This window comes from Pedobacter sp. MC2016-24, from assembly GCF_015223055.1.
GTDB lineage: Bacteria > Bacteroidota > Bacteroidia > Sphingobacteriales > Sphingobacteriaceae > Pedobacter.
Map to the genome: position 1 here is coordinate 147,484 of NZ_JADFBX010000002.1, position 22,468 is coordinate 169,951.

Annotated in this window: 19 protein-coding genes; 8 read left to right on the forward strand and 11 right to left on the reverse strand. The window is 43.7% G+C overall.

Annotated features, from left to right (window positions below):
* Positions 1 to 81: 81 nt before the first annotated feature.
* From IM797_RS06280 to IM797_RS06305, 6 genes are read left to right on the forward strand one after another with little or no spacing between them, the layout of a single operon-like run.
* Positions 82 to 1,038, forward strand: a complete 957-nt coding sequence (locus IM797_RS06280; protein ID WP_194126259.1) for a stage II sporulation protein M — start codon at positions 82 to 84, stop codon at positions 1,036 to 1,038.
* Complete coding sequence (locus tag IM797_RS06285) at positions 1,035 to 1,919, forward strand: hypothetical protein (RefSeq protein ID WP_194126260.1); 885 nt, start codon at positions 1,035 to 1,037, stop codon at positions 1,917 to 1,919. Before IM797_RS06280 ends, IM797_RS06285 begins: the two co-directional genes overlap by 4 nt.
* A gap of 1 nt (position 1,920) precedes the next feature.
* Positions 1,921 to 2,667, forward strand: a complete 747-nt coding sequence (locus tag IM797_RS06290) for a DUF4129 domain-containing protein (protein WP_194126261.1) — start codon at positions 1,921 to 1,923, stop codon at positions 2,665 to 2,667.
* The gene (locus IM797_RS06295; protein WP_194126262.1) at positions 2,664 to 3,839 is read left to right on the forward strand and encodes a DUF4350 domain-containing protein; all 1,176 of its coding nucleotides are present in this window, start codon (positions 2,664 to 2,666) and stop codon (positions 3,837 to 3,839) included. The genes IM797_RS06290 and IM797_RS06295 overlap by 4 nt, the downstream gene beginning before the upstream one ends.
* 4 nt (positions 3,840 to 3,843) lie before the next feature.
* Entirely contained in the window at positions 3,844 to 4,821 is a 978-nt protein-coding gene (locus IM797_RS06300; RefSeq protein WP_194126263.1) for a MoxR family ATPase, read from the forward strand.
* 3 nt (positions 4,822 to 4,824) lie between these two features.
* A complete protein-coding gene (locus IM797_RS06305; protein ID WP_194126264.1) occupies positions 4,825 to 6,171 on the forward strand; it encodes a DUF58 domain-containing protein in 1,347 nt (448 codons plus the stop codon).
* Here the strand turns inward: IM797_RS06305 and IM797_RS06310 are convergent.
* From IM797_RS06310 to IM797_RS06350, 9 genes are all read right to left on the reverse strand, one after another.
* Complete coding sequence (locus IM797_RS06310) at positions 6,168 to 7,595, reverse strand: L-serine ammonia-lyase (RefSeq protein ID WP_194126265.1); 1,428 nt, start codon at positions 7,593 to 7,595, stop codon at positions 6,168 to 6,170. The genes IM797_RS06305 and IM797_RS06310 overlap by 4 nt on opposite strands.
* Before the next feature lie 62 nt (positions 7,596 to 7,657).
* Entirely contained in the window at positions 7,658 to 8,314 is a 657-nt protein-coding gene (locus tag IM797_RS06315; RefSeq protein WP_194126266.1) for an MgtC/SapB family protein, read from the reverse strand.
* A gap of 85 nt (positions 8,315 to 8,399) precedes the next feature.
* The gene (groL, locus tag IM797_RS06320) at positions 8,400 to 10,040 is read right to left on the reverse strand and encodes a chaperonin GroEL (protein ID WP_194126267.1); all 1,641 of its coding nucleotides are present in this window, start codon (positions 10,038 to 10,040) and stop codon (positions 8,400 to 8,402) included.
* 106 nt (positions 10,041 to 10,146) lie between these two features.
* Positions 10,147 to 10,437, reverse strand: coding sequence for a co-chaperone GroES (gene groES, locus IM797_RS06325; RefSeq protein WP_194126268.1), 291 nt, complete (start codon positions 10,435 to 10,437; stop codon positions 10,147 to 10,149).
* Positions 10,438 to 10,651: 214 nt separating this feature from the next.
* Positions 10,652 to 10,990: a preprotein translocase subunit SecG gene (gene secG / locus IM797_RS06330; RefSeq protein WP_194126269.1), complete on the reverse strand. Its 339-nt coding sequence runs from the start codon at positions 10,988 to 10,990 to the stop codon at positions 10,652 to 10,654.
* Positions 10,991 to 11,004: 14 nt separating this feature from the next.
* Positions 11,005 to 12,054 (reverse strand): hypothetical protein, encoded by a 1,050-nt coding sequence (locus IM797_RS06335; RefSeq protein ID WP_194126270.1) that lies wholly within the window; start codon positions 12,052 to 12,054, stop codon positions 11,005 to 11,007.
* Between the two features lie 34 nt (positions 12,055 to 12,088).
* Positions 12,089 to 12,592 carry an LptE family protein gene (locus IM797_RS06340; protein WP_194126271.1) on the reverse strand — a complete coding sequence of 168 codons (504 nt, stop codon included), beginning with the start codon at positions 12,590 to 12,592 and terminating at the stop codon, positions 12,089 to 12,091.
* Positions 12,593 to 12,617: 25 nt separating this feature from the next.
* Positions 12,618 to 13,856 carry a sigma-54-dependent Fis family transcriptional regulator gene (locus tag IM797_RS06345; RefSeq protein WP_194126272.1) on the reverse strand — a complete coding sequence of 413 codons (1,239 nt, stop codon included), beginning with the start codon at positions 13,854 to 13,856 and terminating at the stop codon, positions 12,618 to 12,620.
* 22 nt (positions 13,857 to 13,878) lie between these two features.
* Positions 13,879 to 15,435, reverse strand: coding sequence for a MiaB/RimO family radical SAM methylthiotransferase (locus IM797_RS06350; RefSeq protein WP_194126273.1), 1,557 nt, complete (start codon positions 15,433 to 15,435; stop codon positions 13,879 to 13,881).
* A gap of 160 nt (positions 15,436 to 15,595) precedes the next feature.
* Between IM797_RS06350 and IM797_RS06355 the strand changes: the two genes are divergently transcribed.
* Together IM797_RS06355 and IM797_RS06360 are read left to right on the forward strand one after the other, a co-directional pair.
* On the forward strand, positions 15,596 to 17,344 hold the full coding sequence (locus tag IM797_RS06355) for a hypothetical protein (RefSeq protein ID WP_194126274.1): 1,749 nt from the start codon (positions 15,596 to 15,598) through the stop codon (positions 17,342 to 17,344).
* A gap of 56 nt (positions 17,345 to 17,400) precedes the next feature.
* Positions 17,401 to 19,191, forward strand: a complete 1,791-nt coding sequence (locus IM797_RS06360; RefSeq protein WP_194126275.1) for a hypothetical protein — start codon at positions 17,401 to 17,403, stop codon at positions 19,189 to 19,191.
* A gap of 1 nt (position 19,192) precedes the next feature.
* Here the strand turns inward: IM797_RS06360 and IM797_RS06365 are convergent, their stop codons facing one another.
* Positions 19,193 to 21,313: a DPP IV N-terminal domain-containing protein gene (locus tag IM797_RS06365; protein ID WP_194126276.1), complete on the reverse strand. Its 2,121-nt coding sequence runs from the start codon at positions 21,311 to 21,313 to the stop codon at positions 19,193 to 19,195.
* Between the two features lie 89 nt (positions 21,314 to 21,402).
* Complete coding sequence (locus IM797_RS06370) at positions 21,403 to 22,467, reverse strand: branched-chain amino acid aminotransferase (protein WP_194126277.1); 1,065 nt, start codon at positions 22,465 to 22,467, stop codon at positions 21,403 to 21,405.
* Position 22,468 lies beyond the last annotated feature (1 nt).

Genomic DNA, 22,468 nt, shown 5'->3' on the forward strand with positions numbered 1-22,468 from the left:
TAGTATTGCTGTTTAATTTATTCTTGGAAAATTGATTTTTGTAACTATTTTAACAGAAAATTAGATTTTCAACAAGAAAAAATGAGAGAGGCGCTGTTTGTAAAACAAAATTCAGGAAAGTGGAAGGCTTACGAACAGTTACAGTCCGGCAATCCCGACGAGCTTGCCGACCGCTTTGTCGACATCACAAACGACCTCGCTTATGCCAAAACCTTTTATCCCGAGTCTAAAACTACAGCTTATTTAAACGGCCTGGCTTCAACCTTGCACCAGTCCATCTATAAAAACAAGAAAGAAGATACCAATCGATTCCTGCTTTTTTGGAAAGCAGAATTGCCGGTCTTATTTTATGCCTATCGCAGACAGTTGCTGTATGCCTTTTTGTTTTTTCTGACCTTTTGTGTGATCGGTGCATTGTCTGCAAAATACGATGATACTTTTGTGCGGTTAATCCTGGGAGATCGTTATGTGAACATGACCAATGAAAATATTGCTAAGGGAGATCCTTTTGGCGTATATAAGCAGCAGGGCGAGGTTGCCATGTTCCTGATGATTGCGGCAAACAACATTTATGTGTCCTTGATTGCTTTTGTAAGCGGGGTATTCCTGGGGATCGGGCCGATTTATGCCATGCTGAAAAATGGAATTATGCTTGGCTCTTTCGAGTATTATTTTTTTAGCAAAGGCCTTGGTGCCGAGTCGGTACTTGTCATCTGGATCCATGGAACGCTGGAAATTTCGGCCATTATCATCGCTGGAGCCGCAGGGTTGGTGTTGGGGCAAGGTTTATTGTTCCCCAAAACATATACACGTCTTGAAGCCTTTAAACGCAGTGCAAAAGATGGGACTAAGATAGCCCTGGGCATCATCCCCATCATTATCCTGGCTGCCTTTTTTGAAGGTTTTATTACCCGCCATACAGGTATGCCTTTATGGTTGAGTATCAGTATTCTTGGCGGTTCTCTATTGTTCATCATCTGGTACGTGATTTTGTACCCTTATCAATTAAATAAACGCAATCAAACTACCTTAAAATGACTGATAAACTAGAATTTAAAAAGCTTAGAGGCTTTGGAGATGTAATCAATGATACCTTTGTCTTCATCCGCCAAAACATCAAGCCACTGCTCAAAGTATTCGTTTACTTTTGTGGATTCTTTGTCTTAGCCAGCGGCGTGGCATCGGTATTCCAGCAATTGGGCATGCGCAATGCCATGCTGGAAATGGGCCAACACGGTCCGGATAGCCCTTTCGCTTTCTTTAACAAAATATTTACCGTCAATTATCTGCTGGTCATTTTGTTTTCAATGGCCAATTATGCCGCAATGTATGTTTCCGTATTGAGCTTTATCACCCTTTACATTGAAAAGGGTAAAGTTGTGCCGGGGGTAGATGAGGTCTGGTCCTATTTTAAATATTATTTCCTCAGGGTATTTGGCAGCAGTATACTGGTATCCTTATTTTTCCTGGTATGCTTTATCGCCTGCATTGTTCCCGGTATTTACGTGTTTCCGGCAATGTCGCTGTTCTTTCCGGTCATGATTTTTGAAAATGGCAGCTGGGGTTATACTTTTGGCCGTTCGTTTAAATTGCTCAAAGACCAGTGGTGGGTAACCGCAGCAACCATATTTATTGTGTACATCATTACCATGGCCTGCATGTCCTTTATTTCTGTGCCCATTGCCATCATGGGCATGGCAAGTGCCTTTACCCAGGGCGCAAAGACCATGAGTGAAACCATGATCATTGTGGGTACCATTATCCAGTGTATCGGACAGGTATTTATGATCATCCCGATCATTGCACTTTCCCTATGTTATTTTAACCTGGTAGAGCGTAAAGAGAATTTAGGGCTGATGTCCAGGATCGATGATTTTGGCCAGGCAAAAAATCCTTTTGGCGCTCCTGAACAATATTAACATGCGGATTTTCTTTGTGTTTTTACTGATGTTTGGTATGGCTGCCGCCGGGTATCCTACGCAGGTGGCTCATGCCCCGGCTCTACCCAAAACAGAGCTACAGGCAGACAGCAGTAAGATTGTTGTTCGCAGTTTCAACAATGCTGAACTGAACGTTTACCGCAAAGACAAAGCGTTTATATATGATCGCGACCAGACCCAGGATGAAGGTTTCTGGTCCCGTTTCTGGAACTGGTTGTGGCGGGTTATCCGGAGCTGGTTTGGTGATGTAAAACCAGGTGTTCCGCAAACCAATTACTTCTGGTTTGTAAAGTATATTGTGATGGCAGTACTTGCCGGACTGGTGGTTTTCATCCTCGTGAAAGTAATGGGGCTCGACCTGAAGATTTTTGCAAGGAAATCAAAGGCCATTGAGGTACCTTATGTCGAGTCTATGGACAATATCCATGAAATCAATTTTGAAGAAGAAATAGAAAAAGCAATAGCTGCTGGAAATTATCGTCTCGCTGTGCGGCTATTTTATCTGCATACACTTAAAAAACTGAATGATCAGCAACTGATCGACTGGCAGCCGGAGAAAACCAATCAAGATTATGTTACTGAACTGGCTGCTTCAGAAAAACAGGAGCCTTTTAAGCAACTCACCCTGCAATTTGAATATGTATGGTATGGCGAGTTTTTTATTGACAAGCAGAATTTCACAGCAATCAAGGGGCTATTTGATCAATTTAATCTGAAAAGGCCATGAAGGGATTGAGGTTATATCTGATCGGAAGTGCGATCGCAGTTATTGCTTACCTGGTTGCACAATATTATAAGCCGCAGCCAACAAATTGGACCCCAACCTATTTGAAAGAAGACAAAATCCCCTATGGCTTATATATTTTAAAGCAGAGGATTACAGATATTTTGCCAGGGGCGAAAGTCCGGGTCTCCAGGCAACCCGTTTACAATACTCTAAAAGGGCAGCATTTTAAAAGCAGCAGTTATTTGCTGGTCGCAGGTAGCATCAATATGGATAGTTTGGATTTTGCACAGTTGAAAAACTACATGAATCAAGGCAATTCCGTTTTTATTGCGAGTTTTAACCTGGGACGTTTTCTTTCACGGGCTTTAAAAACAGAGATGAGCACTGCGGTGCTGATGAAAGAAAAAGGAACACCAATTAACTTTGTAAACCCGGCTGTAAAGCGGGCACAAGATTATGTTTTCAATAAAAATCTGGGGGGGATGTATTTCAGTCGCCTGGACAGTGCAAAAGTGACCGTACTGGGGAAAAATGCAGAAGGCGGCGTTAATTTTATCAAATATACTTTTGGCAAGGGTGCGCTGTACATTTTGCCCAATCCGCAATTACTCAGCAATTACAATTTACTTGGCCAGTCAGGAGCGGATTATGCCGCTAAAGCATTGTCTTATCTGCCAGATAATGAAACGCTGATCTGGGATGAGTACAATACAAGGGGTAATGTAGATGACGAATCCCCATTAAGGGTGTTCTTTAAGTACGATCAGTTGCGCTGGGCTTATTACCTGGCTTTAGTCAGTCTGATCGTCTTTGTGCTTTTTGAAATCAAGCGCAGGCAAAGGGTCATCCCGATCATCGAGCCCCTTAGAAATACTTCGGTTGATTTTGTAAAAGTGGTTGGCAGGCTTTATTACCAGCAGCGGAACCATACCGATCTGGCGCAGAAAAAGATCAATTACCTGATGGAATACATCCGTAGCAATTATCGCTTAAAAACGACGGTGCCGGATCAGGAATTTGAAGCTGCACTGGTGCAGAGATCGGGTATTGATCCAGAAACAATCAGGGCCTTAATTCAAATTATTCAAACGATAAACCACAGTGAAAAAGTGAGCGATGAACAACTCATCGAACTCAATAAATGCATTGAAAAATTTTATAAAAAAGCTTAAAACTATGGACTCAGAAATATTTAATCAACGTACAGACCTCAGCGAATTGAATGCTGCGGTTCAGCAGATCCGGGAAAACCTGGGGCAAATCATCGTTGGCCAGCAGGAAACCATTGATTTTCTGATTGCCGGCTTGCTTGCCGATGGACATATTTTACTGGAAGGGGTTCCTGGAGTAGCCAAAACATTAAGTGCCAAGCTGGTTGCTAAAAGTATAGACGCTTCTTATTCAAGGGTTCAGTTTACGCCGGACCTGATGCCTTCTGATGTTTTAGGGACTTCGATTTTCGATCCGCGATCGGCTTCTTTTGAATACCGCAAGGGACCGATATTTGGCCATATTGTATTGGTTGATGAGATCAACCGTGCCCCAGCCAAAACACAATCGGCCCTGTTTGAAGTCATGGAAGAGCGGCAGATTACCGTAGACGGACATACCTATCTGATGGATGAACCTTTCATGGTACTGGCTACACAAAACCCGATTGAACAAGAAGGAACGTATCGTTTACCTGAGGCCCAGCTGGATCGCTTTCTCTTTAAAATAGAGATCAAATACCCAAGTCTGGAAGAAGAGACCCAGATTTTGATGAACCAGCACCAGCGCAAGCTGGAAGATGAACTTAAGGCGGTAAAAGCAGTACTGAGTATACAGCAGATTAAAACCTGCCGCGCCCTGATCAAAGCCTTACATGTAGAACCAAAACTGATTGAATATGTAGCCCGCATTACACATGAGACCCGGAATAACAAATCACTGTACCTTGGCGCTTCGCCACGGGCATCTTTGGCTATAGTCAACAGTGCTAAAGCCGTTGCGGCCATGCAGGGTAGAGATTTTGTAACCCCGGAGGACATCATTAAAGTGGCGACCCCGGTATTGGCACACCGCATCATGCTTACACCCGACAAGGAAATGGAGGGGCTGACCACCGCTGATGTGGTTGCACAGATCATTCAAAAAATAGAGATCCCAAGATAAAGGATGAAAAGCCTGTTCAGCAAATACTACCGCGACCTTTTCCTCAGCAGCAGGCTTTTTATTGCCGTTGGGATTTGCGTAAGCTTATTTTTATTCTCCTTTTTCCTGCCCTGGCTGGGCGATTTGCCCTATCTGTGCTTTTGGGTATTCATTGCACTCCTGGTTTTGGATTTTATTTTGCTGTTCAGGATCAGGAAAGGCGTGTTTTTACGAAGGGACCTTCCGGAAAGGTTAAGTAACGGCGATGAAAATGAACTGACAATTTACCTCGAAAATTTTTATGCTTTCGCTATCCGGATTGGGATCATTGATGAAATCCCTTTTCAGTTTCAAAAGCGGGATCTTTGGTTTAAAAGTCAGCTGAAAGCACAGGAAAAGAAAAAGATAGCTTATACTTTACGACCTACCAAGCGGGGCGAATATGTGTTTGGCCGGGTCAGGCTTTTTGTACGTTCTCCGCTCGGCCTGATCTCCAGGCGGTTTAATTTTGGGACCGAGGTTACCGTTCCGGTTTACCCCTCTTTTCTGCAGCTTCGCAAATACGAACTGATGGCCATCTCAAATCGTTTAACAGAAATTGGTATCAAGAAAATACGCAGGGTAGGGCATAGCCTGGAGTTTGACCAGGTGAAAAACTATGTACAGGGTGACGACTACCGCAGTCTGAACTGGAAGGCTACAGCCAGAAAGGGTGAGCTGATGGTCAATTCCTATGTCGATGAGAAGGCACAGCATATGTACTGCATCATCGACAAATCGAGAACCATGAAAATGCCTTTTGAAGGCTTAAGTTTATTGGATTATGCCATCAATGCCAGTTTAGTCTTGTCTAATGTGGCCCTGATTAAGGAAGATAAAGCGGGTTTGATCACCATTGCAGAGCGGACCGGTAGTGTCGTCGCGGCAGACCGGCGGGCAACCCAATTGGGTAAGATCATGTCCGTGCTGTATAAAGAGAAAACGCGGTACCTGGAAACGAATTTAGAAGCCTTATACCTCAGCATCCGGAATGTAGTTAAACAAAGGAGTTTACTCGTCTTTTTTACCAATTTTGAAAGCATGTCGGCCATGAACAGGCAATTGCCTTTTTTAAAACGTATTGCCAAATATCATTTGTTGCTGATCGTATTTTTTGAAAATACAGAGTTAAAGGTCATCAGTGAGAAACCGGCAAGGGATGTTGAAGGAATCTACATTCAGACCATAGCTGAAAAATTCGCGTATGACAAGAAGCTCATGGTAAAAGAACTGGCCAGGCATGGTATTTTAAGCCTGCTGACACCTCCGGATAAATTAACGGTTAATGTGGTGAACAGCTACCTGGCGATCAAGGCACAACAAAAAATTTAACATTCTGGTAAACTGATCGGAATATTGGTGGCCAGTCCGCCATCAGAAGTTTCTTTGTACTTGGAGTTCATATCCAAAGCGGTTTCCCACATGGTATTCACTACAGCATCCAGACTCACTTTGGCTTTGTCGGGATTACTTTGCAGGGCCAGCTGACTCGCGGTAATGGCTTTGATTGCACCCATGGTATTGCGTTCAATGCAGGGAATTTGTACCAGGCCGCCAATCGGGTCACAGGTTAAGCCCAAATGATGTTCCATAGCTATTTCTGCAGCCATCAGCACTTGTCGCTGTGAGCCGCCTAAACACTCTGTCAGCGCAGCTGCAGCCATTGCTGATGAGACGCCGATTTCTGCCTGACAACCGCCCATTGCTGCGGATATGGTTGCGCCTTTCTTAAATATACTGCCAATCTCAGAAGCACAGGTAATGAATTGAATGATCTTATCCTCGGTAAAACCGTCGCAAAAAGTAATGTAGTATTGCAAAACAGCAGGAATAACGCCTGCAGCACCATTGGTTGGCGCAGTTACCACACGTCCAAAGGAAGCATTCTCTTCGTTTACAGCCAGTGCGAAACAGCTTACCCAGTCCAGCGTATAATTGAAGCCATTCCCCCCGGCTTTAATTGCTGCTACCCAGCTGTTGTAATCGCTGTATACACTATTTCCGGTTAATCTTTTATTGAGCGCAGCAGCACGCCTGCCTACATTCAATCCTCCAGGCAAGAAGCCAGAGGTATGACAGCCCCGGTAAATGCAGTTTTTCATCACGTTAAAGTGCTGCATGACGCCTTTCCGGGTTTGCTCTTCAGGACGCCAGGCCGATTCATTTTCCATCACGATTTCTGATACTTTCAAACCTGTGGATAAGCACCAATGTAACAGCTCGCTCGCTTTTTCAACCGGAAAAGGCAGGTCGACCTGCTCTTTTTCTGTTCCAGATTCGCCTTCTTTCACTACGAAACCGCCACCTACCGAGTAATAGGTTTCTGAAATGGCTTTCCCTGTGTTTAAAAAAGCCTGGAAGGTAACTGCATTGGGATGAAAGGGCAGGCTTTCAAAAAATAAGAAAACCAGGTCTTCATCATAGCTGAAAGGTAAGGTTTTACTGCCTGCCAGTTCCAGCGTATGGTCTTTCTTAATGCATTCAACAGTTGAATCAATCGCATTCACATCAAAAGTCACCGGATCGGCACCAATTAAGCCAAGTAAAACGGCGATGTCTGTGCCGTGTCCTTTACCTGTTTTGGCCAGTGAGCCATACAATAGTATTTTCACTTGTTCTACAGCCTCTAAAACGCCTTGTTGCACAAGTGAAGCCGTGAATTGCTGTGCCGCACGCCATGGGCCTAAAGTGTGTGAACTTGATGGGCCGATACCAATTTTAAAAATATCGAATACGGAGATTTGTTCCCTTTGCATAGCCGCAAAGCTACTACAGTTTTCGCATATGTTGTATGGCTATCTGCAGCAGAAATGATGACTTAAAAATCAAAAGCAATGATCTTAGCATCACTCAGCATTTTATCTACAAACTTCTTATGGTTTTCAGGACTTCCAACGGCGGTCCAGGTGCCACTGATGATCCCATTGGCGAGTTCCTGTTTCCCCCGCGTTAGCTTTAACTTTGAGGTCTTGAGGTAATCTTCGTAGTTTTCCAGACTCTCATTTTCGTATTTCTTGACAATCTTATAAACCCTTTTGGTGAAACGTTTGTCGGCAAACTCTTCCAGGTAAGGAAAAATGAGCAGGGCCAGTAAAACGACTGCAGTTACCCCAATGGCCTGTTCGTAAAAACCTGAACCTACGGCCATCCCGATGGCTGCTACAATCCAGATCACGCAGGCCGTGGTCAAACCACGTACCTGGTTCTCCTCTTTAAAGATCACTCCGGCACCGAGAAAGCCAATTCCGGTCACAATGTTAGAGGCAATGCGATCGTGGCTGCTAAGCCCGATCTTGATGGAAAGGATGGTAAACAGCGCAGAGCCAAGGCCAATCATGATCATCGTTTTTAGTCCGGCCTGTTTGCTTCTAAATTCCCTTTCCAACCCGATTAAACCACATAGCAGTGTGGCAATTAAAAATTTATTTACCTCGCTTTGGGTAATGAAATGGCTGTGCTCTAAAATGTTTTCCATGGCAATTAAATGCTTGAATATAGGCATAAAAAAAGACCACAGAAGCAAATCTGTGGTCTTTTTTTATATCATGGATTGATGAATATTACATCATGCCGCCCATGCCGCCGCCACCCATTGGAGGCATACCGCCACCAGCTGGAGCATCTTCCGGATCGTCAGCTAAAACAACCTCAGTTGTCAGCAACATCGCTGCAATAGAAGCTGCATTTTCTAAGGCTACACGACCTACTTTAGTTGGGTCAATTACACCTGCTGCGATTAAGTTTTCGTATACATCAGTACGGGCATTGTAACCGAAGTCAGCTTTACCTTCTTTAACTTTTTGTACAACGATAGAACCTTCGATACCTGCATTCTGGCAGATTTGACGTAAAGGCTCTTCAATGGCACGACGGATGATCTGGATACCAGTAGTTTCATCATCGTTAGAACCTTTCATGCCTTCTAAAGCTTCGATTGCACGGATGAAAGCAACACCACCACCAGCAACAATACCTTCTTCAACCGCTGCGCGGGTTGCATGTAAAGCATCGTCAACACGGTCTTTTTTCTCTTTCATCTCAACTTCAGAAGCTGCACCAACGTAAAGAACTGCAACACCGCCAGCCAATTTAGCCAAACGCTCTTGTAATTTTTCTTTGTCGTAGTCAGAAGTAGTAGTCTCAATCTGAGCTTTGATCTGACCGATACGGGCTTTGATGTCTTCAGATTTACCTGCACCATTGATTACAGTTGTATTGTCTTTATCTACAACAACTTTCTCAGCAGTACCTAAGTAAGAAAGGTCAGCATTTTCTAATTTATAACCTCTTTCTTCAGAAATTACTGTACCACCAGTTAAGATAGCGATGTCTTCCAGCATAGCTTTACGACGATCACCAAAGCCTGGAGCTTTAACAGCAACAACTTTCAGGGATCCGCGGATCTTGTTCACTACCAAAGTAGCTAAAGCTTCACCGTCTAAATCTTCAGCAATGATCAATAATGGTTTACCAGTTTGAACTTGTTTTTCCAATACAGGCAACAATTCTTTCATGTTGCTGATTTTTTTATCGTAGATCAAAATGTAAGGGTTTTCTAATTCCGCTTCCATTTTATCTGCGTTGGTTACAAAGTATGGAGATAAGTAACCACGGTCAAACTGCATACCTTCTACTGTTTTTACTTCAGTTTCAGTACCTTTTGCTTCTTCAACAGTAATTACACCATCTTTACCTACTTTACCCATGGCTTCAGCAATCAGGGCTCCGATTACTTCATCATTGTTTGCTGAGATGGAAGCAACCTGTTTGATTTTATTGTTGTCTTCACCTACAGTTTGAGACTGAGCTTTCAGGTTTTCAACAATCGCTGTAACCGCTTTATCGATACCACGTTTCAAATCCATTGGATTTGCACCAGCAGCAACGTTTTTAATACCAGCAGTTACAATAGCCTGAGCTAAAACAGTAGCAGTAGTGGTTCCGTCACCTGCAATATCTGCAGTTTTAGAAGCCACTTCTTTAACCATTTGTGCACCCATATTTTCAATTGGGTCTTTTAAGTCAATTTCTTTAGCTACCGTAACACCATCTTTAGTGATCGCTGGTGAACCGAATTTTTTATCTATAATTACGTTACGTCCTTTAGGACCTAAAGTTACTTTTACTGCATTGGCCAAAGTATCCACACCTCTTTTCAGGGCGTCACGGGCTTCTACATTATATTTTACTTGTTTTGACATCTTGTGTAATAATTATTCGTTAATATCTGGCAGCAATGTGTATTGTTGCCTTAGTTAATCCTGATTTGATTATCAATCAATTGATATGCAGTGTGCAGTTCAGTGATTAAGAAACAACTGCATAAATGTCGCTTTCGCGCATAATCAAATAGTCTTTACCTTCATAAGGAAGCTCAGTGCCACCATATTTTCCGTAAATAACTACATCACCCACTTTAACTGTTGGTTTTTTACCTTCTGAATCTTCTTCTGAAACGGATACAACGGTTCCTTTTGATGGTTTCTCTTTTGCAGTGTCAGGAATATAGATTCCGGATGCTGTCTTTTCTTCTGCCGCAGCAGGTTCAACAATTACTCTATTTGCTGTACCTGAAATGGGTTTAAGGTTTAAAGCCATAAATGATATTAATTTATTTTTTAAGTTAACATTAAAACTTGCAGTTCGGACTGCTTAGTATAGCCGTATCAGTTTTTGTGCCAAGGCTTGATGCTTGACAAATTTACACCGCATTGTCAGCTAAAGGGTTGTGGCGGATTGAATTTGTGTCAGAGTGGCAGAACGCAAAAAAGCCCGGTACGTATACCAGGCTTTTCAATATTGTTCGTTTTTATTATTTTTTAGTGGTATCCGTCGCAGCAGGTGCCGGAGCCATTCTGCTACCAATTGGAGATGCAGACGGGGTTTTGTCCAGATGCTCCTGAATTTTTGATGCGCCACCAGTAGACTGTCCACCAGTTTTTGCAATGGTCGTGATCGATAAAGTGATCACCACAATTAAAGCTAACAATACCCAGGTGCCTTTTTCCAGTACATCACCTGTACGTTGAACACCAAACATATTGCTGCCAGATCCGCCCGTTGCCAAGCCTCCACCTTTAGGATTCTGGATCAAAACAAATAGCCCTAAGGCAACGCAAACAATGATCAATAAAATAATTAAAAAAAGCATAATATGTTATATTGTTAAATTTTCTTTTCTATAGATTGGATAAGGTCGGCAAAGTAACGGCTTTTTTCTGGAAACTTCAAACTTAATTTTTCATAGGTTTCTATCGCCTTATCATAAAGCATTTGCTCGATGTATATTTTAGCTAAAGTTTCCGATACCAGGTCGTTGTGATCCTCTGCGCTTTTCTTTGCTTTGTTCTCATTGTCGATCTGTTCAGGCTTTGGCGGACTGATCTGCGGATCGTTCTTAATGAAGCTTTCAATCAGTTCGGCACCCTTTGCCGGCTTTCTGAATCCTTCAGTATTGTAGCTGTCTTCATCTGTCTCATCAAAAGGACTTTGCATGTGAAAAATATGCTCTACATACTGGTGCTGAAGTTCATTTGGTAAGCTCCGTAAATTGCCCGCAGGCTGATCGCCGGCGGCTCCTTTTTTAGGAGAAGCATAAGGCTGGAAAATCTGCTGATATTCTTTACGGGTTTTGGCCAGCCACCACAGGAAAGTGTAAGGCATTTGATCGTCATCGTATTTGCTGATCACAATGCTTTCTGTTTTTTCAGCAACAACTTCTTTATCAACCGGTGTTGCCGGTGTTTCTATTGGTGTTGTCTGTGTTTCAATTGGCGTTTCCGGCACTTCGGGATCTGCTTCAGCAGTTGATTCTTCAGGAGGAGCCGGCTCTACTGCAAAATGCTCCTGAAAAGCGAAAAAATCAGTCGCAGCAATGTTGTCGATCACCAGTTCATCTGTTGAAACCTCAACAGCAGGCTGTTCAACTTGCTTTGCTTCCTGACTCAGTACATTAAAATCGACTTCTGCCAAAGGTTCAGTACGCTGTAAAGTATTGTGCAGTGTTGTACCGTTCGTATATAGCGCAGCTGTAGCCTGTTCTCTATATTTTGCAGGCTCATGCTGGGTAGCCCTGGCCAGTAAAAGATGCACAGGTTGAAAATAAGGATATAAGTCGGCACAGGCCCTTAACAATATGGCATCGGCAGCAGTTACCTTTTCTGGTGCTGCAAGCAATACTGCCAGTTGCTGTCTTTTATCTAATTCCTGCTCCACGTCGCTAAGTTAGTGATTGAAAACCCATTTTTGCCTACCAATTTGCAAATGCCCGGTTGAAGATGTCTTCGGTAAGCTGTGCTGTTACCTTTTTAATCAGTTGCGGCTCAAGCGCCTGTATGCTCTGTCCGTCCAGTTTAAATTGTTCAAAACGTTCAAAAGATTCTTCAAAGCTTAATTTAGGATTCAGGTTATTGGTGTATTTTACATTGACACGGATGTTGAGCCTGTTTGCTCCCGGTGTTGGGTTTTTATTGTCCTGAATGGCCACCGGAACAATCTCATAATTGGAGATGTTCCCCGTAAAAACGGCATCTGCATCATTTTGTGTGATGCTCAATCTGCTTTGGTTTCTAATCCTGGTTTTGAAATCCTCTGTAAACTGGGAGCTCAGGTAGGGGATCACCAGGGGGGCATTGTTCTCAAACAACTGTACAGACACTGTCTTCATCTCAGCTGGAATAGAAGCCCCATTAAGACCAATTTTACAGCCGTTGAACAGCATTACAACACAAATTAATATCGCCAGTTTCTTCATGAAATGTCTTTTTAGCAGGGTTTTTCTAATTTAAATTGAGCTCCTTAATTTTACGGTAAAGGGTGCGTTCGGAAATTCCGAGTTCCTGTGCCGCAAATTTACGTTTGCCTTTATGCTTTTTGAGCGCTTTTTTAATCAGGTCAGATTCTTTGTCAATCAGTGAAAGCGATTCTTCAACCTCTTCCGCATCCTGGGTATAATTGTAATCAACCGGCGCATTTTGAAGTGGCTTTTTGATCGTTAAAGTAGCGTCGGTATTCATAGTCTGATCTACTTCCTGGTACAATTGGTTGATGTAATGCGTATTGTCGGCCATCACGTGTGAGGTATTGCCCCCACTCTGAATAATTTCCGCAACCAGCTTTTTCAATTCCATCATGTCCTTTTTCATGTCGAAAAGCACCTTGTAAAGAATATCCCTTTCGGTATAGTCTTCCTTGGTATTGTTGCCACCATTAATCGTCATGGGTAAATTACCGGCGCTCTCATTTGGAATATAGTTGAGCAGAGCCGCAGCGCTAACGTTGCGGTCTTTTTCCAGCACGCAAATCTGTTCAGCAATGTTTTTCAGCTGACGTACATTTCCCGGCCAGCTGTAATTGCTCAGCATCTGGATCGCATCCGGTTCCAGTTGTATTCCCGGACTCCGGTACTTGTCGCTAAAATCTGCAGAGAATTTACGGAAAAGCAGGTAAATGTCTTCTTTACGTTCGTGTAAGGCAGGAATACGCAGGGGTACTGTATTTAAACGGTAATACAGATCTTCCCTGAATTTGCCTGATTTTACACGGTTATACACATCAACATTGGTTGCTGCAATAATCCTCACGTCGGTTTTTTGTACTTTGGATGAACCCACCCGCAGGTATTCACCACTTTCCAGAATCCGCAGCAAGCGGGCCTGTGTACCCAATGGCAATTCGGCAACTTCATCTAAAAAGATCGTACCGCCATTGGCCACTTCAAAATAACCTTTACGGGCTTCATGTGCTCCGGTAAATGAGCCTTTTTCGTGACCAAATAATTCTGAATCTATAGTTCCTTCTGGTATAGCACCGCAGTTTACGGCAATAAAGGCACCGTGTTTACGCGTGCTCATCTGATGGATGATGTGTGAAAATACTTCTTTTCCACTACCACTTTCACCAGTAATTAATACAGACATATCTGTTGGAGCAACTTGTCTGGCGATGTCTATGGCCCGGTTCAACAGAGGCGAGCCTCCAATAATCCCAAAGCGGTTTTTAATATCTTGTATGTCCATCTAGGGTCTCTCTTTTTTCTGTTTAGGCTTTCTTTTCTTCAGCATCAGCAACAGTTCCAATTAAAGTGGCCGAAGTACAGCTCTGTACATAAACATAAGCATAGTCTCCGGGTTTCACCTGGTCTGTAACCGGAAAAACAACCATCGCATTTTCATCGTTCCGGCCTCTGTATTCCTGATCTGATTTTTTAGAAAAACCTTCAATTAATACTTTAACGGTTTTTCCTACAAATTCTTCCAGGCAAGCCAAAGAATCTTCCTGCTGTTTCTTAAATATTTCTGCCAGGCGGCGCGCTTTTACCTCTTCAGGAACATCATCTTTATATTTACGGGCAGCCAGTGTTCCCGGACGCTCCGAATAAGAGAACGTGTAAGCAAAGTTGTACCTGGCATAATCCATAATGCTCAATGTATCCTGGTGTTCCGCTTCGGTCTCCGTACAAAAACCAGCAATGATATCAGCAGATATGGCACAGCCAGGAATGATGCGACGGATGGCATCAATCCTTTCCATATACCATTCCCGGGTATAGGTACGGTTCATTAAAGCCAGTATCCTGGAATTTCCCGATTGCACAGGAAGGTGGATATAATTGCAAATGTTGTCATATTTCTTGATGGTATACAACACTTCATCTGTAATGTCTTTGGGGTGAGATGTAGAAAAACGGATCCTTAAATCCGGACTGATCTCTGCTACCTGGGCCAACAATTGGGCAAAGTTTACATCTGCATGTCCAAGGCCCGCTTTTAAACGGTGGGCAGGTAATTCACTTTCTCTGCTCAAAGCATCCAGAAGTGCATCACCGGTCAGGGTATTGATATCATCCGTCAGGTCGCTGATTTTAGAATTGTCGCCCTTGGTATGGCTCCATTGATACGAATCAACGTTTTGGCCCAATAAAGTCACTTCCCGGTACCCCCTGTCAAACAGATCCCTGGCCTCTGCTAAAATTGAAAAGGGATCCCTGCTTCTTTCACGGCCCCTGGTAAAAGGAACCACGCAAAAAGAACACATGTTATCGCAACCGCGCATGATGGAAATAAAAGCAGTAATGCCATTCCCGTTTAGCCGCACCGGACTAATATCCGCATAAGTCTCCTCACGGGACAACAGCACATTGATTGCTTTTTGTCCGCTTTCTACTTCACTTAACAAGGTTGGAAGTTCACGGTAAGCATCTGGTCCGACCACGACGTCAACCAATTTCTCCTCTTCCAGAAACTTTGATTTTAGGCGTTCGGCCATACAGCCCAATACACCGACAATCAGTTTTGGGTTTCTGCGCTTTTCTACACCAAATTGTGACAAGCGGTTGCGCACCCTTTGTTCCGCATTTTCACGGATAGAGCAGGTATTGATAAATACCACATCCGCCTCTTTGTAATCTCCGGTGGTTTCAAATCCCTGATCCAGCAAGATAGAAGCGACAATTTCACTGTCCGCAAAATTCATCTGGCAACCATAACTTTCGATATACAGTTTCCGGCCATTGCGCACTAAAGGTGCGTCAATAACCAAAGCTTCGCCCTGGCGCTCTTCATCGTGTTTCTTATCTGCTAGCTGTAAATCAATCATAAATGGTCAATTAGAATATGGGTTTCAAAATTACACAAATTAATTTAGAAATGACAAATTGGCAGAGTTAAAAAAAAGAAGCGTTGGGCAGATCCCGCTTCAGGCCTTGCCGCAAACATTGTGGCCCTAATGCTGTTAGTACTTTGACAATAAATTTACGATGGAAAATAAGTCTGGAAAATATAAATGGTTAAAGTGGCTCGGCGGTATAGTCGGCGTGTTGGTATTGATTGTAGCTGGCTTAGCGCTATATTTTAGTGCAAAATGGAAGCCTTTGCTTACAGAGAAGATCAAAGAAGGTGTCTATTCGGGCTCACATCGACTGTACCACATTGATTTTAAGGACATCCGGCTAAACCTGTTGACCGGAACCGCAGTGTTGGACGAGGTCTCCCTGCTTCTCGATACGGCGGTTTATAACCGGATGAAAGCGGTGAAAATGGCTCCGGCCCATCTGTTCCAGATCAAGCTGGAAAAACTGCAGATCAACCGGGTATCGGTGCTGCGGGCATATTTTAAAAAACAAATTGACCTCAGTTCTATTGTCCTGGATCATCCTTCGATTCACGTGATCCACAACAAAGTTTCCAAACGACCGGATACTTCAAAAGGGGACAGTACCTTATACCAGCAAATCTCAAAAAGCCTGAAATCCATTCATGTGGGGGCAATCCGGATTGTGGATGCCGATGTAGATTACATCAATGGTATCAATCTAAAACCGTTACATTCGATCAAACACTTCAACATGAACATCAAAGAGCTGTTGATCGACTCGTTATCTCAATACGACACGACTCGTTTTTACTATGCAAAAGATGTGAATTTTGAACTGACCAATCTCCGCTCAACCGGAAAGGATAAAATGTATACCATGAAAGTGGATACCATTCAAGGTTCGGCAACCGGGAAAACAATCCGTGTAACCGGTTTTCAGATGATTCCCTTATATCCGGACCTGACCTTTACCAGGAAGTATAAATATGGTAAAGACCGGTACGACATGAAGTTTGATCACATTGAATTTGAAGGAATAAACTTTGTAAAACTCAATACCGATGCGGAACTGGAAGCCAGGGTATTGAAAATCGGCCCGGCTAAAGTTGGGATTTTTGTAAACCGGGAATTGCCTGCCCCGCCAAACCTGGACAAGGCACATAACTTCCCGCATATAGCCTTGAAGAGATTGCCCATACCCACCATTATTGATTCCATACAATTGAGAAAGGTTGACATCGCATATACAGAATATAATCCCATTAGCCAGAAAAGGGGAACAATTTACTTTGACAATTTAAGTGGTCATATCTTAAATGTAACCAACGACTCCAGTCGCCTGGCTAAAAACAACCATGCCATCGCTAACCTGAATGCCCTGGTCATGAAATCCAGTAAGATCAATATACATATCAATTTTAACCTGACCGACAAGCTTGCGGCCTTTAGCTATAAAGGGCATGTGGGACCAATGGATTTGATGGTTCTGAACCCGATGGCTAAAAATATGGGCCTGGTAGAACTGGAAAGCGGGAAAATGCAAAGCACTGATTTTGACATCAAAGCCAATATCAAAGGGTTGTCAGGTACCGTACAATTTTTATATACCAACCTCAAGGTAAAATTGCTGAAAGAAGGAGAAAACGGTGAACAGCCGAAAAAGAAAGGTTTCCTATCCTTCCTGGCCAATAAACTGTTGATTAATGACGACAACCCGACTAAAGGCGAGGCAGCACGGGTAGCACATGTTACATTTGAACGTACTCCAGCGGCATCGTTCTTTAACCTGCTCTGGAAAGGCGTGTTTATCGGGATGCGCGAAAATGTGGGTCTGGGAATCGTTCCCGTAAAAAGCCCGGAGCAGTCCATGAAGAAAATCAAGGATAAAAAAGAAGCGCGAAAAAATAAATAATGCGCCTGTGGCTGTACGTTAAAAAATGTATATTGGGATAAACTACAAGATTGCCTATGACTATTAAAGTCAGACAAAAATATTTACTTCTTAAATGGTTTGCGGTGTCGTTGGTATTTTGTGCCGTGTTATTGGGCGGACTTACCTTTTACCTGAGTATTAAATTGAAACCGATCATTACGACCGAACTCAAGGATCTGGTGCTGAAGGCTACAGGAGGCTTGTACCGCATTGAATTTTCGGAAGTAAATACCAATGTGCTGACGGGCATTTCGGCGATTAAGGACGTAGAGATCATCCCCGACACCAATGTGTTCAACCAAATGATCCTTTCCAAACGCGCACCCAATAACCTGTATCATGTGAAGCTTAAAAAGCTTTCTGTGCGCAATTTCCATCCCCTTCGGGTCTATCAGAAGAAAAAGCTGGACATTGATCTGCTGCTGTTTGAAAATCCAGCCATCGTGATGACGAACAAGCAATTCGATTTTAATGAAGATAAATCGCCCATTCCCAAGCGCTCGCCCTATGATTACATTGCACGGTATTTAAAAGAATTGCGGGTAAAAACGATTGACTTCAGAAACATCCATTTCAAATATGTAAACAATAACCTGGCAAAGCCCACTACAGATACCATTGCAAACCTGAATATCATTTTGAAAGACTGGCTGATTGATCCCCATTCGGCAGTAGATTCATCCAGGATTTACCTGGTCAAAGAGGTGATGATCAATTTGCACAATTACAGGTTCGCCAGTCCCGACAGTTTGTACCATGTCAACTTCAAACAACTTGATTTTTCTTCGGCTACCGGAAAACTGAACATTAAAAATTTAAGTGTACTCCCCCGTCTGGATGAACAGAACTTTGCTAAAGCTGCCGGTTATGCAAAGGACCGTTATCATGTAGAGATGAATGAAATTGGGCTCAGTGGTGTCAATTTGCAATTGTATGTGTTGAAACAGGATTTGTCCGCACAGGAAATGAATGTCTCCGATGGCCATATTTCTGTGTTCAACAACAATGCTTTTCCCCGGAGTTCAGGCAATAAAATTGGCAGGTATCCGCATCAGCTATTGCAGCGTGCAGCCTCAGAATTGTATATCGGTAAATTGAACATCAGTAACGTATTGTTCAGTTATGCCCAGTTCGACCGCGATAGCCAGCGTAAAGGGGTCATTACTTTTGAACGGACCTCAGGAACCGTACTCAACTTGACAAATGTGCCTAAAGCAAAGGCCAGAAATCACTTGATCACCGCCGATCTGAGTACTTATATGATGGGCTCCGGTAAGCTTGATGTGCAATTCAGGTTTGACCTGGCAGCTCAGGATGGCGCCTTCTCGTATAGCGGTACTCTGAAAAACATGGACGGTCGCGACATGAACCGCATTACCAAACCGCTGGGGCTGTTGCAGGTGCAAAGCGGAATCGCTAAAAAGCTGGAATTTAACATCAAAGCCAATGATCGCGAAGCTAACGGGCAACTGAAATTTGCCTACAATAACCTTTCCGTTGCTTTATTGAGAAAGGTAAAAGGAGAAGATCGCCTGGTTAAGCAGGGCTTGATGTCTATTTTGGCCAATGCAATGGTGCTCAGTCCGGATAATCCACGTAAGGATGGCGTGTTTGTTACTGCACCGATCCATTTTAAACGTCCGGATTCTGCATCCTTTTTTAGTTTCATCTGGAAAACCCTGTTTCAGGGCATTAAACATAGTATTGGAATTACCCCAGCCAAGGAAGCGGAAATCAAACAGCGGGTGGCGCGTTTTGAAAAGATGAAGAGAGACCGGGAGCAAAGAAGAACTGCCCGCGAAAAACGACGGGCAGCTCAGCAATAAGTTATTTAAGCAGTTCTGCTGGAACCGGTTTGTTCAATAAATTCTGATAATAAAAACGGATGCGTTCCATGCGGTCGTGCGGCGTTTTGATCCCGGCCCATCCATGGCGGCCGCCCGGATAAATCATCAGTTCAAAGTGTTTGTTGGCATTTTGCAGTTTATCTATGAGCTGTATGGTATTCTGCAGGTGTACATTGTCGTCCATATCACCGTGCATAATGCGCAATAGGCCCTTATAATTGTCTACATAAGTCAGTACAGACCCGTTTTTGTAGCCCTCGGGGTTTTCCTGCGGGCTGTCCATAAAACGTTCGGTATAATGTGAATCATAAAGCTCCCAGCTGGTAACCGGGGCCCCGGCATAGCCGAAATCAAAAACATCGGCACCTTTGGTTAAGGCCAGGCAAGTCATGTAACCGCCGTAGCTGTGTCCCGTAATCAGCAGCTTGTGGTTATCTACCCAGGGTTGGGCTTTCAGCCATTTTGCTGCCGTAGTGTAATCAATCAATTCCCAGTGACCCAGCTGGCGGTGCATGAGCGCAACACCCGCTTTGCCAAATTGTCCCGATGCACGGTGGTCAACGGCAATCTGAATGATCCCTTCGTTGGCCCACCACTGGTTGCCGGTACCTTTCCAGGTATTGCTCACGGTACCTGCATTCGGCCCGCCGTAAATACTCATGACTACCGGATATTTCCTGGCCGGGTCAAAATTTGTGGGGTAGGTAATGGTTGCGGGAAGCTGATAGCCATCTTCGGTAGGAATGGTGATCATTTCTGTTTTGCCAAAAACATATTGGTCAAAATCAGCTGACTTGCTGTCGCCAAGCGACTTGATGAATTTGCCGGTATTGTCCAGTAAGGCTCTTTGAGGTGGCGTACCTACGTTAGAATAGGTAGTGATGAAGTATTTGCTGCCCGGCGACAGCTGCACCTGGTGACTGTAGTCGCCAAAAGTAAGGCGTTTCAGGTTCTTTCCAGTATAGTCAACCCGGTAAAAATCACTGCGTGTAGATGCTTCTTTACGTGCGGTAAAATAAATGACCTTGTTTTTTTCATCGATCTGCATGATGTTGGTCACCTGCCATTTGCCGCTTGTGATTGGGTTAACGAGCTTCCCATCCAGGGTATACAAATAGAAATGTGCCCAGCCAGTTTTGTCGCTTTTCAGGATGTAGTGCTTTTTATCTTTCAGGTATTCAATCCTGCCGTAGTAACTGAGGTCTATCCATGACGATTGTTTCTCATCGTAAATTTCCTTCTTGGCGCCTGACAGGGGATCAACAGCGTAAAATTTCAGGTTGTCCTGACCGCGGTTCATCCATTGAACCATCAGACTGCTGCCGTCGAAACTCCAGTAAGGGGTGCCGAAATACTGATCGTCTTTTTCATTGAAATCGGCCCAAGTCACTTGCCCCCCTGTAACAGGTACAAAACCTACGCGGACTTCCGGATTCGGGTCGCCGGCCTTAGGGTAGCGGGTTTTTTCTACATAGCCATGCTGCCCGGTTGAGCCATTGATCGGAAACATGGGCACTTTGGTGTCGTCAAAACGCATAAAGGCCAGTTTTTTACTGTCTGGCGACCACCAGAAGGCGCGGTAATTGGTGGGGCGGCCCAGAATTTCTTCATAATAAACCCAGGATGACCAGCCGTTGTAAATGACATCGGTAGCATCTGTAGTATACCTGATTTCCTGGCCGTTGGCCACGTTAACTGCATACAGGTCGTTGTTGCGGGTAAACGCAACATATTTTCCGTCTGGTGATAAGGTCGGATTCTTCTCCTCGGCAGAATTGCTGGTCAATTGTTTGGGTTCTTCTTTCCCATATTGGATGTACACATCTTTGTCTTTGACAAAAACATTGACATTGCTTACTGGTGGTGGCGTATAAGCTGTTCTTGCACCGGATTTGATATCCACAGCATACATCCGGTTGTCTTTGGGATCTACCTCAATATAGTGCGCGTCATCGCGCCAGCCGTTTAAGGTAGACATGGGTTGAGTCAATGAGGCCGCGGTACCAAATGTTTGTTGCTGACTCAGTTTTTTGAGTTGAGCCTGTGTATGGGTGACAAGAAATAAAGACATGGTTAAACTGAGGAATAATGTTTTCTTCATGTTGAAATATCGGTTTGGTTAGGATAAACGCTTTATAAAAAAGGCGCCCTGTTCCAGGCGCCTTAAAGTTTTACTATCGGTATTGCGGGTTAAACAATCCAGTTCCAGCCAAATTCATCCGGCGCAAGTCCGTAGCGGATATCGTTCAGTGTTTTGGCAATACCGGCTGAGATGGTACGTGTAGCCGGATCAGTCAGGGTATACGTTTTGCCTTCATAACCAATTTCTCCAATCGGGGTTACTGTTGCTGCGGTTCCGGCTGCAAAAGCATCGGTTAAGCTGCCATTTTCAATACCTTCGATGATTTCTTTAACAGTAACACGTCTTTCTTCTACTTCAATACCAGCTTTTTTAGCCAGCTGAATGATGGTATCACGCGTTACACCGTCTAATACCGTACTTCTTACCGAAGGGGTAACCAGTTTGCCATCAATCACAAAGATTAAATTGGCTGTTCCGGCCTCTTCAATATACTCATGTGAAGCCGCATCTGTCCAGATCAACTGATCAAAACCTTCTTTCTGCGCTTCAGCAAAAGGGTATAAAGAACGCGCATAGTTTCCTGCAGTTTTTGCATAACCTACACCGCCGTCATCTGCACGGGTATATTCTGTTTCGATTTTTACTTTTAAAGCTTTGCTGTAGTAAGGGCCGGTAGGCGTTGTCAATAAAGCAAAGGTATATTTGTCTGAAGGTTTAACACCTAAATACGGGTCAGTGGCAAACATAACCGGACGGATGTATAGCGAGTAGCCGTCTTGCGCAGGTACCCATTGCTCATCAATATCAATCAATGCCGCAATACCTTGCATAAAGATATCCTTAGGGATAGCCGGCATAGACATACGTGCGGCAGATTTGTTGAAACGATCAAAGTTTTTCCCGGCCCTGAATACACTGATTTTACCATCATGCTGGCGGTAAGCTTTCATACCTTCAAATATAGCCTGACCATAATGCAGGGCTGAAATCGCCGGACTCATCGGAATGGGTCCATAAGGCATGACCTGTAAATTTGCCCATTCGCCATTGTCATATTCTGCAATAAACATATGGTCAGAAAATACCTTTCCGAAAGGTAATTGAGAAAAATCTGTTACTGTTAGCCTGCTTGTTTCAGCTTTAGTGATTGTGATATCCAGTGTCTCGTTCATT